We start from the raw sequence: 19,322 nt of genomic DNA, 5'->3' as shown, positions 1-19,322 counted from the left end.
TTCCTTTCTATCATTTTCGGACAATATAGAGCATATCCGTTTCAGATAATCCGAATTTCCTAGCAATTTCTATTCCTTGTTTCTCAGCTATGTTATACAATTCTACCTTAAAGCCCGCATCTGTTAATCGTTGAATAAATCCCGATCGATTATAAATCCTAACATGATCTTCTTGACCAAAGGCTAATTTTCTCAATAATGGCGTTACAATAGATTTATCCTCTATAATAAAATCTACATTCATTACGATTGGCACTTGAATAATTCCCCATCCATTTGGCTTTAGTACCCTATATAATTCTCGCATTGCTTTTTCATCGTCAGGCACGTGTTCTAATACATGACTACATAAAATAACATCAAAGGTATTATCTTCGTATGCAATTCTCGTAATATCAATTTCCTCCATTAAAGAATCCTTTGGTTCTAAATCCCCACATGTATAAGTAATGTTTTTAAACTGGTTAAGCCACCCTCTTACCTTCTCTTCAGGTGCAATATGAAGCATAGTATAATTCCTACTTAACAAATCCGTCTCTGTTTCAATGTACGCACGATACAACCTGTCACGATCCATCGAATAGCAAACTGGACAGATACCTGTATCTTTATTCCACATCTCAAATTCATATTTTAGAAAATCATAATGTGCTGGCCAAGGAGAAAAACTTTTAAATTCTTGATTGCAATATTGGCAATAACAAATATTTTTCTCAAATATATGAGTAACTAGTTTAATTAACCCGTTTTTTATCTTTTCATTATAAATTTGATCTAGTTCTCCACTTCTTACTGCATCCTTAAGTATAAATCCCGCATTCTCCAAACAATAAGATAAGCTCTCTTTATAATCTTGTTCAGTATTTAAAAACCCACTATTATGTGCATCTGTAATTAATTCAATCCATTCTTCAATTGTCATTAATATAAAGTACATTTGTTTTTGATTTTGTCCACTATGCTGTCTAAAGTAGCTAAGAGGTTCCTCTATATAAACTACTTTTCCTTTCCTCATCATATCTAACCAAGTTGCAATGTCATTAATAGAAGAATACGCTTTCCCTTTAAAATAACCAAATTTCCCTCCAAAAAAATTGCGATTAAACAAAACTGTTGTCGGTTCTCCAACTACGTTTTTCAAGTTTTTCAACATATAATTCCCTAGTGTTTCCCCTTCAAAAATTGTAGTTTCTATGGCAATTTTCATATTCAATGTTGAGGGGGATAATACCTCTCCATTCTCATCAATCAGTTCACGGTACGACGTCACAAATGCAATGTTTTCTAATTCAAAAAAGTATTTCATCATTCTCTCAATCTTTTCAAGATGAAATAAATCATCATCTAATAAAAAATTTATATATTCACCAGTAGCAAGCTCTATACATTGATTAAAATTTTCAGCCACCAATGGATTTTCATTTTTAACATATGTTATATATTCATATTCTTTTAGGTATGGTTGGATCATTGCTTTTACTTCATCATTTGTACTATCGTCAGAAATTATAATTTCAATATTTTCATAGGTTTGATTCAAAGCACTTTTGAGGGCTAATTCTAAGTAATGAGGTCTATTGTAGGCAGGAATTAGTATACTGACTTTTGGGAGGTGCGAGTTGATATTCATACGCTGTTTTTTCTTTTCAATATTTATTTTCTTTAGCTTGATTTGTTGATAGTAGTCCAATGAATATAATATGGATGATGGAACGATTCTTCTTGCATAGTCTAGAAAATTTGTAATAGCTCTGTCTAACTCCTCTTCGGAGGATAAGAAACCATATTTTTCTCCGGCTATAATAATACTATGAGAAAAATCCTCTAACCCATCCATCATTTTATTAGATTCATTTAACTGCTGATTTGAATGTAATCGAAAGTAACTGAGTGTCTCCGCTATATATACTGCTTTCCCTTTACTCAGTAAGGATAACCATGAAGCTACATCTACGTTGCAAAGATACCGCCTTTTATCAAATACACCATACGGTTCTGTTAAATCACTTTTACGAAATAAAACCGTTGTCGGTTCTCCTATATAATTCTTTTGATTCATAATCACCATTTTTCCTAATTGTAGCCCATCTATAATCGTATCTGTAAAAAATAAACGCATCGTTGCATAAACATCTGGCAATAGGTTTCCTTCTGCATCCATTACTTGGCGATGGGATGTTACAAGCTTAATTTCATTATCTAGGTCATTTAAAAAGTATTTCATCATTTTTTCAATTTTATTTATATGAAATAAATCATCATCCATTAAGAAGTTTATATACTCACCTTTCGCTTCATGAAATAACATACGTGAGTTCTCAAATTGTCCAAGAGTTGACCTATTTTTTATATAAATAATATTTGAATGATCATACAAGTACTTTTGTAACACTTTCTCTGTTTCGTCGTTTGTACTATCATCCCCTATTATAATTTCTATATTAGGATACGTTTGTTCTAATACACTACATAAAGCTTTTTCAAAGTAGTGTGGACGATTATACGTAGGAATTAATACACTTACTAAAGGCGTTTGATTTATTTCCTTTTCATTTGTACCATTTTCCATTCTATTCCTCCGCCTTTTTATTTATTTTCACTTTTGAAATAGACATGCTACTACAAATCTATTTATTAGACGAACTAGATCTAAAAGGTGTTGCGAAAAACAAATAAATAGCTTTAAAAACAGCATCTATGTTGACATAGTGTAGAATAAACCTGGATAACTTTTTTCGTCCCATTCTATTTATTTGTAAAATGCGGCATTCTTTTTTCAATAAATGCCTTTACCCCCTCCTTCACATCCTCTGTTTGAAATACTTTTCCAAAGTAACGCGCTTCAATCTCAAGCCCTTCTTGTAAAGGTACGGCTGCCCCTTCGCGAATTGCCAACTTCATATAGGCGAGAGCTGGAAGAGAAAATTTACTTATATCACTTGCAATCTCTTTTGCTTTATTTAACGCCTCTCCTCGAGGGGTAATGTAGTTAACCAAGCCTATTTCTTTTGCTTCTTTAGCTGTAATCGATTTCCCTGTGAACATCATCTCTTTTGCTTTCCCTTCTCCAATTAATCTAGGTAAGCGTTGTGTTCCTCCAGCCCCAGGAAATAAACCTAACGTAATTTCCGGTAAACCAATTAAAGACTGTTCTTCTATTATCCTTAAGTCACAAGCAAGTGCTAATTCACATCCACCACCTAGTGCTAACCCATTAACAGCAGCTATAGTCGGTTTAGACAAATTCTCTAGTTGCTTAAGAGGTTGGTGCAATTCTAATGATTTCATCTCGGCATATTTTTCACCTTTGCCCATCCAATCTGGAAATTCTTTTATATTCCCTCCTGCTACAAAAGCCTTTTCTCCACTTCCAGTTATAATTACGACTGAAATATCATTATCAATTTCTATTTCCTCTAATACATCTACTAATTGTTGAACTACTTCTAAACTTAAAGTGTTGACTGGTGGATTTTGAATTGTAACGACAGCAATACTTCCTTTTTTATTACAAGTTACTACTTGTTCATTCTTCATAAAAAATCCCCTTTTAAACTACCTAATTTTTCACAACACCAAGCATCTTTACTTCACTCATCATCAGCCTAAATTTCCAAATATGGTTCCGCTTTTAGAAATTCATCAATTTATTGTATGAACTGTAGAAGCATAAAATGAGCAATCCTTTCTTGGCACCATTTTATAATCACAACATATTTTTAAATTGTTCTTTTACTGTATTAATTTGACTTCATGTTTCTTTGGTTTCCGTTACACAGTTTCTTAAGCTGGGATGACTCTTAGAAAAAATGAGATAAGAAGACTAATACATGAGATACATTAAATGAGAATAATTTAAGGAAAACACTATTTTAGTAACCACTTGTATTTAATTCTTTCTTAACTAATTTGTTGTAATTACAAATAAATCACTTCATCAAACCATCCACCAATAGTTGTTTTTGAATTAAACACAGCTGCATAACCCATTATCTTGGAAGGTTGTTCTTCTGTAGCATCCCTGGTACTTAATTTGATGATGTCAAATGTCCGTGTTTCCTTTGGTCTTTACCATTTCCATCACCTCCCTTCAGTGAATCATCTGTAGCTTTTTTCTCACCAATTTTTGATAAGTCATTTGAAATATAAATCGCTTTTGATTCAGGTGTATCTTGCATAGGGAATCCAAGCATATCCGCAACATTATCTGGCGATGTAATTCCTGTCCGAACAATGTTGTAAGCAATGTTTGTTTTCATGCTATAAGTAACAAAATCAAGGATATTTATCTTAAATTTAATACGTTTGTCGGAATTTTTGCCGAAAAAAAGAAGACTCAAATGGTCTTCAAAATTTTTCATTATCGGTCTAACTGCCTTGTTATGCAAATACATCATTGCTTGCTCGAGGTTTTCCTTAATCAGGGCCGTGTATGTGTCCACATTTCCCCCTAAAAACTTACCTAAATCCTTTTTATATACATTTTTAGATAGGCCAGAGTCTTTTCATCATCTAGTGAGCTTTTAAGCGTTTCTATTAAGTACCCTTTTCCTAGTAGAATCATTTTAACGGACCTTGCATCATCAATTGATCCTAACTGATCTAAAATCCTTTTAATTAATTTTGACTGTGCACCGTTCTGTGGATTAATATGAGCATCTAACTTAAGTAAAAATGCTAGTAATCCACCTTTTTTATACTTTTCAGTTAAAGTTTTCTGAGCTGACATAACACCTTCAAGCGTATCCTTACCTAAATCAAGAATAACTTTACCTTTTAGATGATCGGCACCAATATACTTCACATGTCGAATCATAAATGATGGAATTTCTTCTCCATTCACTTTGAAATGTTCTATCAATCTATCATCCAATTCTGTATAAACATTAGATGCTAAATTTAATTGGTCACCATCCAACACCGGAAAGACTTCACCTTGAAGTAAATAGGTATTAGTCATTAACTTAATGAATTCAGACTATGTAAGATAATTGTTTGGATTCTTTAATACCTTGAGAGCTGAATCATTTTTAATTTCCTTACCGTCTTTATCTTCCACAACAATCTCAGCCAACATCATTTGATTACTTATATCTCGTAGTAATTCATAAACATCACTAGATTCCAAGATATTATCATCGCCTGCATATCTACCACCATATCGAACAGTATTATTAAAAATATCTTCGAACAAACCTCGCTTTTCAGCTTGTTTAAATAAAAAATTTGAAAATCTGTCCCTTAAACCCAATTTCTCACCGTCTTTCAATTAACGAACATTTCCGGATCCGTTAAAGTAGCTTTGTTCATATTTTAAATTTAACCTTTGCTATGCATGGTAGACAATTATGCATGGACAATTTCCCAAAAAGTATACAGCTAAATATAATATTGTGGAAAACAAGATTAAGATAAGGAGTGATTGTCTTTGTACCGTCAGTATTGTTATAAAGTCCCTTATACCTATGCCCAATGTATGGCGGATTGCACACCTGGAGCTCCAGGTTTCGAATATGAATGTCGGCCTATATGTTGGCAGTATAAAACAAGACCTTGGTATCTACAATGTACAAGACCTACGGCATATACAACTTATGGCATGAACCAAGCTGTACCTTATAATCCACAGCCATCTTATTCTCCCTATTCCTATCCTGAAACGATGTACGTGGATTCGCATAGTACCCATTCCCCTTCAAATGATCCTTGTATGAAAGAATGCGCAAAAGGTGGAAGTAGTCCTTTAGATTGTTGCTATTACTGCGGATGGTGCTAACAGATATTCCTAGAGCCAAAAAGAGCTTTGGGTATCAGGTAGGCATTGTATCATATTAAAAAAACCCATCTTATCTAAGTTGGGTTTCTTATTTCATCCAATGTAACTAATACATATATTGTTGTATTGAGTTTTAAGAGGAAACCGTCTGTTTTAGTTGGCATTCACCCAATTATGCATAGACAATTATCCAAAAATATACAGATGAATAAAATATCGAGAAAAATATGATTAAGATAAGGAGTGATAGACCTTGTATTATCATCCATCTTCACCTTCAAGTCCACAGCAATATTATTATCCCTCTCATCGCTCAATGACTACACCTTATAAGCCACAATCAAATTTATATCATAATAAAGCGACAATGAAGTTATTTATGTTTAAAAGTTTAAAAAAGTATAACCCCGTTCTATAATTAGGACGAGGTTATACTTAAAATCATTTAATTTTTGATGTAAGATATTCACTACCAAAAAATATAACAATATATTCTTTTAAAAATGAATTCTTTGGCTCTTTTATATATTTCTTCTTGAGCGTTTATACATTTTCATTGTAACTAACCAGCTCGTAATTGTGATTCCTGCAAAAATTAATAGCAAATTACTATACAAATGAGTGGACGGATCAGCATTTATAGGTAATAATTTTCGATTTAGCAAATGTATCGATAATAATCCACCTACAATTGCAATACCCATTCCTTCCGATAGAAAGCTTGTGAAATTAAGCAAACTCATTCCAGCACCTGTTTCCTTTTGTTCCAAATTACTTGAAACGATGGTAGAGATAACTGTTTTCGTAAAAGAAAGCCCGCCAAAAACAAAAATCACTATAATTGTTATGACCCAAGGCGTTGTTTCTATAAAAAGGGCAGCTACTAAAAAGCTTATAGAAAGAAATGCAACTCCAGTTGTTAATACAAATAGAGAACCTTTCTTATCAACAAGCACTCCCCCAATATAACCGAAAACAATAACACTCATGGCTCCAGGAAAAATAATCCCACTTCCAATTGTGGCAGTACTTAATTGGTAGACATCTCTCATCATATAAGGAACCATAGAAATAAATCCTGCTACGGTTCCCAATATAAGTCCTCCACAAATGATTCCAATCATAAATGATATATTTTTTCCTAGCGAAGGATTAACAAAAGGATTAGACACTTTCCTAATATGTTTAACAAATATCAAGAAACATATAATGCTAATAACTAGAAAGGAAATTCTATAAGATGTCGTAAACATTATAAAAAATACAATACCCACGGACATAAATATTATTCCTTTAACATCAATACTTCCTTTTATTACATCTTCCTGTTTCAATAATTTTGCAAGGAAAGGAACAGTGATAACCGTTACAACAGGCAAAAGCAGTATATAAGACCAATGAGCATATTCGGCAATTACTCCACCTACAGATGGTCCGACACCTTCTCCCATTGCTACAATGGACCCAATAAGACCAAATGCTTTACCGCTATTTTCTTTTGGAATATAGCGCGCAACAACAACCATTACAAGTGCTGGAAATGCAGCTGCGCCAGCTCCCTGAATAAACCGAGCCAAAATAAGTACAGAAAAGAACGAATGTCCAACAAACCCGATAACTGATCCGAAGCAATTCACTATAATTCCAAATAAGAGTAGCTTTTTGATGCCTAACTGATCTGATAGTTTTCCATATACAGCTGTTCCTATAGAAAAAGTTAATATGAACGCTGTGTTTATCCAATTTATACTCGCTGGCTCCTTATTAAAATCCCTAGCGATATCAGGTAATGAAACATTCAAAACCATTTCGTTTAAAACACTGAAAAAAGAAAGAACACAGAGCCATAATAAAATTTGATTATGGCGTAATATTGAATGTGAATGAGATGAATTCACACTTTACCCTCCAATAATAAGGGTAGACGTAGTTTATAGGGTCATTGATACGCTTTCCCTCTTTAAATGTACCCAATTATGTTTATTGTACTTCATAAATAATTCCTCCCCAAAAATGATTTATATATTATATCACATATATATAATTTAAAATAAAACATATTCTTCAATACGTTGTGCATAGATAATAAATTAATCCGACAATCCAGAAATAACATATTTGAGCATAAAGAAATAAAATTCCTTAAAGAGAAGCAGGTTGAGGTTCTTGAGAGTCAAGCTTATTTTGAAGCTGTGGCAAAGATGATTGAACAAAACAATTTAATTCTTTTAGAACAGATGAAAGCTCTACAGCTAATTCAGAAATAACAAACTTATGATTGATTAATTCTACATATGCTTCCATAAATAATGTATCTTTATTTATAGCATCGGCCTCTGTTTTTACAGGGGCTTTTGTTATGCTTTGATTCATATTTTGAATTTGAATAGTTTCTTTCACATGTATGAATAGATCTTCTAGTAAACCTGGTGTAGATTCTAATTCCTGCTTTTCAATCTCCTCTGTTACAGCACTGATAAACTCCCATAGTACCTTTGCACCTAGTAGTTCTGCTAATCGTTTTTCACGCATTTCAAATGTTTTCATATTCATATTGAACACTTCCTTATTTAATTTTTGTTTAAAAATACTTAATAAATTATTTTGTTTTAGAGAACAATATAGAAATGAACTTTTCAGGTCCGTAATTACACAAAACGTGACATTATTCTTCAAAAAAAGAGTCCAATCAAAATTTAGTACCTTAGCTATTTTTTTTGCAACAGGTACACTAGGACTCCTTTCACCACTTTCAATCATTGCATACATACTTCTAGATATTCTTGCTTTACATGCAATATACTCCTGTGTTTTCTCTCTATGTTTACGTTTTTTTAATAACCACACTCTCATTATCCCCCTCCTAAATTGTCACACAATGTGTACTTAATGATAATAATATATGAAAAAAAATGTAAAATCAATATTTTTTACACATTTCGTGTACTTTGTTAAATGTTACAATTTGTGACGTTATAATTGATATAAAAAAACACCTGAAAGGAGGTAGCATATGTTTGGCACAAGATTACACACTCTTCGAAAAGAACGAAAACTACGTCAGGAAGATATGGCAAAAAAACTAGGAATAGCCCGAACTACATATGCAATGTATGAGCAAGGTAAAAGAGAGCCTGATTATAATACATTGATAAAATTAGCCACTTTCTTTGAAGTATCTATTGATTACCTCCTCGGTACAACAGAAATAAGACAAATTACAGACGTACAAGATCCAGAACTTCATCAATGGTTTAAAGATATAAAGAACGCCCCTCTACAAAAACGTGAGGAATTAAAAAAATTTTGGAAGTTTATTACACAAAAAGAAGATTAATAAATATTAAAGACCTCCAGCTTGATAAGATGGAGGTCTTTCTTTTGAACCCTGTCAGAATCATATGTATAGAAGAAAGAATAGTTCCCTATCGAAACGATAGAATAGATACATTAACACTAAACAATGACTAATAGTCAATAAGACACTCATAATACAAAAAGAAAACTTGAGAGACAATGAGACATCTTACCTACACATTGGGAATTATATTAATAATAATATCTGTTTTTCGATTAGCAGGCCTTTTTGAATCCAACTCATTTTGGCTATTTTCTTTTTCAGTTTCAGCATACTTGTTTGCTGCTGTCGATCTTATTTCAGAAACAAAAAATAAATGGTGGATGAAAAGGATTAAAATTTTAGATAAAACTGCTCTTCTGGTTTTTATTTTTCCGCTTGCATTGTCAAAATTCAACATTGATTTTGATAAATTACTAAAAACATCTACTGAGTAACTGCTATTCGCGCTTAATCAAACAGCTAACCACAGACCGTAACTATAGCAATAAAACTACTAAGATACTTACGATGGTGACGTATACCCTTCATATGGATATCTTTGTGGTTAACTGATTAACGACGACGCTAATACGCGCAACAGCGACGATGGTTGCATCTATTGCGAGCCCGAAAGAGTAACCATATTTGTTGGTCTGGTCACATTTATAATTCCACCACGACAGTTGTTTAGTATAAGGGTATCTGTACCAGTTGACCCTATAAACAGACCCTCACTCCCCCGTTATTATAAACAAATGGGAGTATTAATTTCGCAGGGGAAAACTGTGTTGAATGGGCAGTTTACAAGGTATCCAGTCGATTCGTATAGATTAGGTAATCCCGTTTTAAAATGGAAGAATACGAAAATCGGCCCCCCATAATAGGTGGTCTTTTCTACGTACCTATTAACATACACTAACAAAAGTTGATTAGCTGTAATATAGTACTGTTTCCCTGAGTATAAAGTTATGAATTATATGGTGCCGTCATATATTAATGAGGAAAGGATTGATGATATACAGCTTGTCCCAGACCGACAGGATACGAATTTTCGGAACTAAATTCAAAACATTTAGTTGATTATCCCTATACCGCGGAATCCAAGCCAGATGGCTTTCATTTCAAAGGTATGAAAACTCATGATGGTGACTCGCTACTCAAACTACAATTCGGAGTTACATATCGCTATGAGCTACAATAAAACCGAGTTCCACGACCAGATTGTGGCTCCTGGCGTTTTGCTCCTAGAATCGAGTTATTTAATGGGATAATTTGGTCTATAACTGCTGGAGATTTATTAAGTGGTGATCAATGGAGTAAATGATGGATGATTAAAAGACAAACCATCTATCAGTATGTCTTTGCCCCACCTGGAGCTGATAATAGGAGAATAATTAGTATAAAATCAGAAGTTCAGACACTCATTTTTTAGAAGGCTTTAATAGATTTAAAGAGCACTAATTCACCGGATCTCACCCTATGCCATTAATAATCCTCAATCAAATAATTTCCCAGTATTAGTACTTAGGCAGAATTAGAAGTCCTTTTCCACGTTCAACTCGAAGGTAGTAGCACCCTATGGAGAAATCATAATAACGACATTGTCGTACGTAAATTTCAATAGAAAATTGAACCAATTTAACTCCCATTAACATGTCTCTTTTAAAATCATATAATAGGATTTCAATTCTTAAGTAAATTATTACATTTCCAAGAAGGATGGATCTCACCTCTTTCCCTTGGTTCGTATCACGTTCAAAACTCTCTAATTCATAGACTTCTTGTATTGCATTATTATAAACTGCACAAAAATTCTTTATATTTCCATCTTCTAATTTCTTTTGGGATATTACTCAACTTATGCTTGTTGTATTATATAGTTTATCTGCAGATATTCCATCAACATATGAGTAACTGATTTTAATTAATATGGTATCTTCAATAGTCACTTTTTAACACCCATAACATATTCCAAATAATGTTATCATATCTTTCTAACTAATTTTTATTGTAATACTCCTCTCATACTTGTTATCTTTCAAAAAAATATTCTTATACATCCTACTTCTTCTAATAACCATCCTTGCGCCTCTAATTCATTATCTTGCCCGACTTTAGAAGTACGCCCATAACATCATAATGGTATTTTAACCACTCCACAATGAGGGAAATTACATATTGACTCGCTTGATCTATTTGTTAATAATAGCAAAGCAGTAATTAATTTCAATCTAGAAACCCTTGAAATGTTTAGGTTTCATTTTTACGCCTGCTCATTACCGCTTAAGTGCAAATATCGATAATAGTTAAAGAAGGAATTATTGATTTCTAAAACCCAATTTTTCATTGATTACATCTAAATTATTGTTGGTGACTTGCGTAATGTCAACGCTAATTACTGGTTTGCAATGCATATAGATAGTCTTTATTTTATATATCTTCAATCCCAATAAATAACAATTTTCAATTCGACAGTATCTATTTTAAGTCACTCGCATATAATGAATATCAAAATTTTTATCAGTTATGATTTAAAATTGGTATTTTTGGAAAAACTAATGAAAATTATAAACCCTTCATTTATAATTATAAATAAATTGAATCTTAGGAATTAAGTGAGGGGTTATATGTTAGTTTTAAATGTAGGTTGTGGAGAGAGAATATTTGGATATGCAGATAATATTGATATAAAACTTTCAGAGACCCATAACATTATTCGTTGCGATGCGAATGGTTTAGATGAAATTTATAAGCCAGAAAGCGTAGACCTAATATTTATGCTTTGTCCTCATAGGTTCTATCCACTTCGTTCTAAAGCATATGATGTTCTGAAAACTGACGGACTAATGGTGATTACTGGGAATATTTCAAACTCGTACTTCAAAGAAGTTTGGATGGCATCTGAAAAAATTTTAGAAAAAAAAGGTTTTATAACTGTTACTAAGAGTCAGCATTGCCATCCTAATTTTTGGAATTCATGTCTTAGTAACGGAAAATCCATTGAAAATCATACGATTAAACAAATTGTATTGAGAAAAAGGTAGGTGAAAATAATGAATATTACATTAAGTGAAGATCAGTTCTCTATCTCTATTGGTATGTCAGAAGCAGAAATTTTAAGTATTGATTATTACGATGATAACTTAATTATTATTGCTCAAAATGTAGAATTACTTTGCGATTTCCGTAATTTGGAATTTTATTCACCTCAAATTTCATATGATGATTGGCTAAATCTTAAATATATATCAGATCAAGTCCATGAAGAGAATTTAGATCATATGAACTATTTTGAACGAGTAAAATTCGTTATTCCTAATCCAAAAATCTATTATGAAGGATTGCAAAATCAATTTATAGATATTCTAGGTGATTTTGAAATTAAAGATTATGATTCCTATCCCTATTCGTATATATTTGGTGGTACTATAAAAAACAGCAATCATGATGAATTTGAAGTGTGTAGTAGCCAATATATCCAGTTTCATTACGATGATGTACAGCTTAAAGATGAAATAACAAAACATTCATTAGGATATTATAGAAATACTGATAAAATTCATTTTGATGCTGAAAGAGAATTAAAAAGGCAGAAACTTTCTAGAAAGAATAATTCTTCTGAATCTAAACTTCTTGAACTTCATTTCTGATCTAACCACTCGCTTTTGAGTGGTTTTTTATTTCTCTCGATAAAAAAACAAAACATTCTAACTATTCCGGGAAGAAACTAACATTATGTCATAGTCAGCTACATATTTTTAAAACAATGCTGATTATTCTACTTTTTACATGTTAGTTGGTTTCCATGATTTAAGAGTTACTTTAGAGGAACGTAATGCTAATGTCTGTGGATGTTTAGGATAATTACTAGTGGTAAAGTCTTCGTCTATTACATATAGTTCTTTATCTTTAATTAATTCATATACACTTTTGACTCTATTATCGTAATTTTTCAAAACAGTTTTTTTAGCTTGTATAGTTCCCCAACCAACAATTACCTTATTAACTCTCTCCATTACTTTTTGAATATAACTATTATTAATCTCTAAATCTTTTTTATCGCTCTTTTCAATTAACGCTGTAATACCCTTAACCTCTGGAGAATAATAACTATATAAATTCAGAATATAAACCATACCAAAACCTCTTTGGTAAGCAACTTCAATCACATTATTTATAGTCTTATCAGATTTACTTTTATTAGCTTTACTTGGGTTTTTCATAATAACCGCAACAGCTTCTTTATTATTATTATTTAGCTTTACAACTAAAACGTAACGAGAATTAGTTGTTCTATTAATACATGCTCGCACATTTTTAACATAATCTTCATTATAAATACACATGTATTGTTCTCCTTAAGTACATATTATTAAAAACTATTTGGAGATCCTTTAAATAAAATGTTGTATCCTTAATCATATATAATATTGTGGAATCAATTAACCTTAATGTCCTCAGTTAATTGATTGTAAGTAAATCCTTATATTAAATAATATATTTATCCGCCTCTTCTAGTTCCCCTGTAATATATACATCATAGCTTTCTAGAATTCTAAGGTTTCTACTCTCAATTACTAAAGTTTTTTCTATTTTTAAAAGAGAAGAGAAATTATTAATAATAGATTTCTTTTTCCCTTTATTTGGAATATAGATTATCTATTTTATCAAACAAATAATCAAATAATAATATTGTTTTTAAAGCATTTGGTTTAGTAGGATAATTGACATCAGCACCATGTAATATAGCATGCCTACTTAAAAATGAATCGATCGGATCCCCATGTGCAAATTTTACCAATACCGTTTCCTTGTAAAATTCAGTTATAGCATCATCAAAAGACTTAATAGAGTTATCGTCTAAAATTTCTTCAATATACTCCTTTAATTTTTTTCCACCCATTTGCCCTATATGCCCTTTTGCTTGTGCAATAATTCCCTCAGCTTGAATTATAAGTACAGGGATTATTAAACTATATTTCTCTAAAAAATATGCATCCATCGCTTCACCTAAAATTCCCCATCGACCCTTACACCATTCCGCTGAAATCCACCTATCTCTTATTTGTTCTAAATCTTGTTTTCTATATACATTGTCTATATATTCATCAAATTTCTTACGAATAGTTTCCTTACCTTCTGTCCTATATTCAATAACCATATTCATTTCATTTGGGAACATGGTATCAGGTGGTGGATATCCCATTTCCATCATGATTTTTTTAAACTCTTGTCTTTGAAGCTCTTCTTCTTCTTCTCTTTCATCAATACTTCTCATCCACTTACCCATACTTCCTTCAAACCTTCTTGAATTTTTGTATCCAATTGACAATTCTTCCATCCCTTTCATCTATATTTTTAGCTAATAATAGTTTATATTTATACAAGCTCAATTATAAATCTTACATAAACTTTTTAAATCAACTTAAAGCAAAAAAACCTAAAAAATGCACCTCTAATCTTCGAAACTCACACTTCTATTTTTGTACTGTAAATATCACTATCTTCTATTCTTTAGCTCCCTCATAACATCTAGTAACATTATACATGACTTCTTCTAACTTATATACAGTACTCTATAGTTCCCTACGGATTTTTATATACTCTTGTAGCTAATTGACTATTAATAAATAATAATTATTCTCTCGCAGGAGTGGCCACATTTTTTTCTTTTTCAAATAATTTAACGTCTTAAGAGCTTTTATCACTTATACTGCTAGCTTAATATTTACTTCATTATAATAAAGAACCATTCACTACAATTTTTGTACAACTGTAAATATACCAAAAATTTCTTTAAAGGATAAATAATTTAAATGCATAAACAACAGTCAAGAGTCTAGCCAATAAATTTAATTAATATATTACTTGTATAAATTAAAAATACACGAACCCTTAATACGATTACCTTTTTACTCGACATTCAAAAAAATCACATATATTTCTTAGCTTGATAGGCTAATGGTCATAAGTTCATGCCTCTCCGGAAGCATAATATTAAAAACTTTGTTCAATCAACGTTTGATTCGGTTTATATATACTTTTTGTAAGCAGTGGTCATATCCAATTACAAGATCCATATAAACAACAATAGAACAATCGCCATCCTGTGCAGCCTTTAAGAACAGTTGTCCTTCCTGTCCTTTCTACAAATTTAACCCTTCCTTTTCCAATATAAGTAACTTTGTTTTCAATACAATATTTTTAATAGTTAATTCCAAATCTATCACTTATTCAATAGAATTCTTAATGATTTTTACTATCTTCTCAATTTTTCCCCTCTTAAAATCTTCGTCACATAATGAATTCACATAGTTTTACTTAACTTAATTAGTTTGATATTACCTAAATGGAAAATAATACGTTTGTTTAAATATCCTCTAAACTTCTACAGAAATATAATATAAAAATGAAAATTATCATTTCAACTTTAGAATCTTCCATAGATTTAAATTCTCTGGACTTATTATATAGATACCTACTGTAGCAAATTCAAAAATTTCTATAACAAAAATACTTTTCCATTGCTATTTATTTTTTCCTTTAAAAATAATTTTTTTCATATCTATACAACTATAAAATAACCGCACAAAAAAACCTATAAACAAGAAATAACCTAAGAAGGAAGGGGACTTCCTTCTTAGGTTATTTAAATAGATTCATCTGTTAATTAAAACTGGATTATTGCTACAATATTTTAATAATTACTTTAATCTACTTATCAATTTCTTAATAACGTATAATTTAAATTTCCCTTATGAAATCCCCATTCTATCTTTCATAAAAGCTTCTAATATTCCTGAGCTTGGATGACTTGATAAAGAAACTAATTTATTAGCAAGTGCTATCGGGAATAAAGCATTATCATACATATCACATTTTAATTTTGGAAGATTCATCAATACATAATCTATATTCATATAATAAGATTTATCAGGATTTAAATATACATCTGCTGATGTGGTTGGTACGGTTATTACAAACATTTGACCTAATTCAGTTTTATAAATCAATTTTCCACTATAATAAGAAGTATTAGCATAAGGATCATTATTTCCCTTACCCGGCAATATATTACCATATATATATTCATTTCCAAGCATTACAGCTGTACCCTTATCTAATTTTGACTCAATTTGAAATGCGTGTTCAACAAAAACGCCACTTTTTTCTATTCCAACTAAGTTTATTGTCACCCCATCAGATTGCAAATAATTCATTAAGCTCCTAACTAACTTATAAATGTTTGCTGTTTGACCAAAAAAGCCTAAAGGTCCATCTTTTATGAATAATGTTTCCTTGAGTAAAATTTTATTTTTATGATAAATTGTTCTAATTAAATCAATTATTACAAATTGCTCTAATAATGATGTCACATAACCTAATATACCGCTAGCTCCTAATTCATCATCAATCGCTTCATGAAGACGGAAGACATCTGTTAAATATATTTTTTCGTTACAGCTACAACTATTAAAGGTATAATCGCTATTCATATCTTCTTTAGACAAAACTATGTCTTTCTTCCCACAATTAGGACAATTCGATAGAACATACACTTTATTCCGATTAGGATTATTAATTGGTAAGTACTCTGAAAAAACTAGCCAACATAGAGTATTCATAAAATTACTTGATTTTTCATTAATTTTTTTTGGCTTGCATGTAAAGAAATCAAAAATTGTCTTTCTAATAGAATCTGTAAGATTCTTTTCATTTCCAATTGTTAAATATTTAGTTGGTAAAGCTAACTTTAATCTCTCCATCTGTTTTAATTTTTGCATATCAGAAGGCTGAATAAAGGCTTTTTTTTCAATATTCTCCAAATCTTCTACTTTAAACATTAAAGCTCCAAATTGAAAAAATGAAACTGTAGCTGATGGATAAGATTTTTTAGCTGATACAGTATCATAACCTCCATCAATAGCAATAATATATTTCATCGGGTTGTCTAAATTTGGAACATTAATGATGTTCTTAGAATCTATGTGTACCGCTAAACCTTCCTTAGGAAAATTACAATTTGTAAGGAATTCTCTCATATCTTGATCATTAATCAAAGCTGTATGAGCAGATTTACTGGCATATTCATTTGGTCTTTTTCCATATTTACTTGAGTAACCCATAATTTATTAATTTCCTTCCGCTGTAAATCTATCAATTTGAACTGGAATAATAAAAGAGCTAGAATACGATTTCATTCTGACAAAACCTTTATCATTAGAAGCACTAAATCTTATTAATGCATCTGAAAAATCATCAAAATCATAGTATTTTCTTAATTCTTTTATTTCATCTTGGTTATTAAGATGTGAAATAAACCAATTTTGGGTGTTTTTTAAAATGTTTGAACTTATAGAGCTTACTTCTTGGGTTGCATAAGTCAATCCAAGATATAACTTTGCCCCCTCCTTAGCAATACGATTATATATTTGACTTAAATCTTTATCTTCTTTTTTAGGAAATAAATTATGTGCCTCTTCAAAATAAAATTGAATAAAGTTATTTGGTTTATTTTCAATGAAATTTTTCATAGAATCTTGAAACACTTTTTGACAAAGACGTTCTGAATATAGGCGTTGAATACTAGGATGACCTTGTGATAAATCTACAATAACTATTTTTCCTTCTCTTAAAGACTGTAAAATATTTTTTTCAAAAGCTTCATCTTCTAAAGATGTATGTAAATCTTTCATTATCCTTAATTTAATAAACCCACTTACCATAGGTTGTTTTTGTCCTTCCTTACATCTTGTTAACATTGTTAACATTGCTTTTAAATCATTATCGGCCCATTCGTGCCCCTTTTCTTTTTGATATTTTGAAAAAAATTCGTTGTTTTGATATTCTTTCCAAATGGTTGTAAACCACTCTATTGCTTCAGGAAATGTTATTCCTTGAGAAGGATTTAAAGTACCATCTTCTTTTACTAACGCATTTAATACTTTATTACCTGCAAATTTTACTAATTTCTTACTCTTAGGTGGAATAAACCCAGCTGCATACAAACAACATTGATAAGCAGCTAAAATTCTTCCTGCCTTTGTAATTTTTGATTTATCATTTGAATCGATTTCCTTTAAATCTGGTAATTCGACCGATATAAAGTTTTTTATATAATCTCCTGTTTCTTCAACTAGACCTGACTTGATTAATTCAAAACCGGATTTAATATCTTGATGAAAGTTTACTTTAAGTACTTTAAAATCTGGTTTCTCAAGAACACTATATCTAACGACATTATCTTGAAATTTCTTATATATAGCAGTTCCTTCATCCTGTATATTCGGATTAGCATATTCGCCGTTTATATCAAAAATTATTTGTCCCACTGGATAATTTGGTAAACCATTATCAGTAAAGGGCGTATTTATAACGTGCTTTTTTAAATCATATGGTGCTTTTTTACTAAGCTCCATAGTAGCTTCGATAACTTTTTTAACAGTGTTCGACTTGCCTGTGCGAGTCATACCAAATAAAGCTGTTCTTTTCCCTAAAAAATCTTGAGAAGAAACATAAACAGGAACCTTTTCTTCATATTGTTGATATCGAGCACTAGAACTATATCTAACTTTTCCAAATTTAACATCTGTTTCACTTTGATTAAGAAAACCGTTTGATTTAAAATTAATTAGTGCCTCTAGAATATCAGTTGTGGGTTTAAAAACTTTATAATTATTAGGAGCAAAAAAGTTTTCAACATCAGCTCCAAAACAAGTATGTCCCTTTTCATCTTTATAAAAGGTCCCAAGTATTCTACATTCTAATCCAGAAAAACTAAATTCATATCTAGTAAATTGATCCAACTTGTTGTTTGAACCAGACGTATCAATGTCATCTTTGTAATATTCTACCATTGAACTAACAATATCATTATCAGTCGGTAGTTTTATTGGATTTAATACCCTTAATAATAAAGCCTCGGAAACATTTCTTTCATTTTCATAAAATGCAAGTAAAAATGCACCTTGTGGTATGCCATTTACATTTTGCTTCCAAGCATCACATGTTAAAATACCCAACTTTTCATAGTTCAAATAGAAAGGTCTTCCAACATAATAATTCTCTTGAGAACTTAAAGAGAATAGATCTACACTAGTTATTTGATCAAATAACTCCATACTCATACATATTTCATCCCCATTCATAATTGGAATATCACTACCATAATATCACATTTTCAGTAAGCTTTGAGTTTAGAATAAA

12 protein-coding genes and 2 pseudogenes are annotated in these 19,322 nt (G+C 31.0%); 3 read left to right on the top strand and 11 right to left on the bottom strand.

Translation table 11 applies throughout. The features are described 5' to 3' along the window. Positions 1-10: 10 nt before the first annotated feature. The 7 genes and pseudogenes from ACTFO4_RS25455 to ACTFO4_RS25425 all read right to left on the bottom strand — a co-directional run. Positions 11-2,569, bottom strand: a complete 2,559-nt coding sequence (locus ACTFO4_RS25455) for a glycosyltransferase (protein ID WP_440014533.1) — start codon at positions 2,567-2,569, stop codon at positions 11-13. A 176-nt stretch (positions 2,570-2,745) separates the two neighbouring features. After that, positions 2,746-3,537, bottom strand: coding sequence for an enoyl-CoA hydratase (locus ACTFO4_RS25450; RefSeq protein WP_440014534.1), 792 nt, complete (start codon positions 3,535-3,537; stop codon positions 2,746-2,748). A gap of 505 nt (positions 3,538-4,042) precedes the next feature. Continuing rightward, positions 4,043-5,251: pseudogene (locus tag ACTFO4_RS25445) on the bottom strand (phage portal protein). Between the two features lie 1,046 nt (positions 5,252-6,297). Next, positions 6,298-7,674, bottom strand: coding sequence for a Tet(L)/Tet(K)/Tet(45) family tetracycline efflux MFS transporter (tet, locus tag ACTFO4_RS25440; RefSeq protein WP_440014535.1), 1,377 nt, complete (start codon positions 7,672-7,674; stop codon positions 6,298-6,300). A gap of 33 nt (positions 7,675-7,707) precedes the next feature. Beyond that, the gene (locus tag ACTFO4_RS25435) at positions 7,708-7,770 is read right to left on the bottom strand and encodes a tetracycline resistance efflux system leader peptide (protein ID WP_440014550.1); all 63 of its coding nucleotides are present in this window, start codon (positions 7,768-7,770) and stop codon (positions 7,708-7,710) included. Between the two features lie 148 nt (positions 7,771-7,918). Further along, positions 7,919-8,329, bottom strand: a complete 411-nt coding sequence (locus tag ACTFO4_RS25430; protein WP_440014551.1) for a hypothetical protein — start codon at positions 8,327-8,329, stop codon at positions 7,919-7,921. Between the two features lie 114 nt (positions 8,330-8,443). Continuing rightward, a pseudogene (locus ACTFO4_RS25425) lies at positions 8,444-8,629 on the bottom strand (helix-turn-helix transcriptional regulator); the annotation flags it as partial. A gap of 160 nt (positions 8,630-8,789) precedes the next feature. On the opposite strand from ACTFO4_RS25425, the gene ACTFO4_RS25420 reads away from it, so the two are divergent. The 3 genes from ACTFO4_RS25420 to ACTFO4_RS25410 all read left to right on the top strand — a co-directional run bounded on the left by ACTFO4_RS25420 (position 8,790) and on the right by ACTFO4_RS25410 (position 12,766). Then, complete coding sequence (locus ACTFO4_RS25420) at positions 8,790-9,113, top strand: helix-turn-helix domain-containing protein (RefSeq protein ID WP_440014536.1); 324 nt, start codon at positions 8,790-8,792, stop codon at positions 9,111-9,113. Positions 9,114-11,743: 2,630 nt separating this feature from the next. Further along, entirely contained in the window at positions 11,744-12,160 is a 417-nt protein-coding gene (locus ACTFO4_RS25415; RefSeq protein WP_267378853.1) for a hypothetical protein, read from the top strand. Positions 12,161-12,169: 9 nt separating this feature from the next. Continuing rightward, entirely contained in the window at positions 12,170-12,766 is a 597-nt protein-coding gene (locus ACTFO4_RS25410; protein WP_440014537.1) for a hypothetical protein, read from the top strand. Between the two features lie 135 nt (positions 12,767-12,901). Here ACTFO4_RS25410 and ACTFO4_RS25405 read toward each other — a convergent pair whose 3' ends face one another. From ACTFO4_RS25405 to ACTFO4_RS25390, 4 genes are all read right to left on the bottom strand, one after another. After that, a complete protein-coding gene (locus tag ACTFO4_RS25405; RefSeq protein ID WP_440014538.1) occupies positions 12,902-13,462 on the bottom strand; it encodes a DUF1643 domain-containing protein in 561 nt (186 codons plus the stop codon). Between the two features lie 293 nt (positions 13,463-13,755). Next, positions 13,756-14,457, bottom strand: coding sequence for a hypothetical protein (locus tag ACTFO4_RS25400; protein ID WP_440014539.1), 702 nt, complete (start codon positions 14,455-14,457; stop codon positions 13,756-13,758). A 1,414-nt stretch (positions 14,458-15,871) separates the two neighbouring features. Then, entirely contained in the window at positions 15,872-17,242 is a 1,371-nt protein-coding gene (locus ACTFO4_RS25395; protein ID WP_440014540.1) for a hypothetical protein, read from the bottom strand. Between the two features lie 6 nt (positions 17,243-17,248). Then, positions 17,249-19,243 carry an ATP-binding protein gene (locus ACTFO4_RS25390; protein ID WP_267378865.1) on the bottom strand — a complete coding sequence of 665 codons (1,995 nt, stop codon included), beginning with the start codon at positions 19,241-19,243 and terminating at the stop codon, positions 17,249-17,251. Positions 19,244-19,322 lie beyond the last annotated feature (79 nt).

The sequence above is a fragment of the Bacillus cereus group sp. MYBKT14-1 genome (genome assembly GCF_051915185.1).
Taxonomy (GTDB): domain Bacteria; phylum Bacillota; class Bacilli; order Bacillales; family Bacillaceae_G; genus Bacillus_A; species Bacillus_A cereus.
This window is presented reverse-complemented; position numbering and strand designations above follow the sequence as displayed.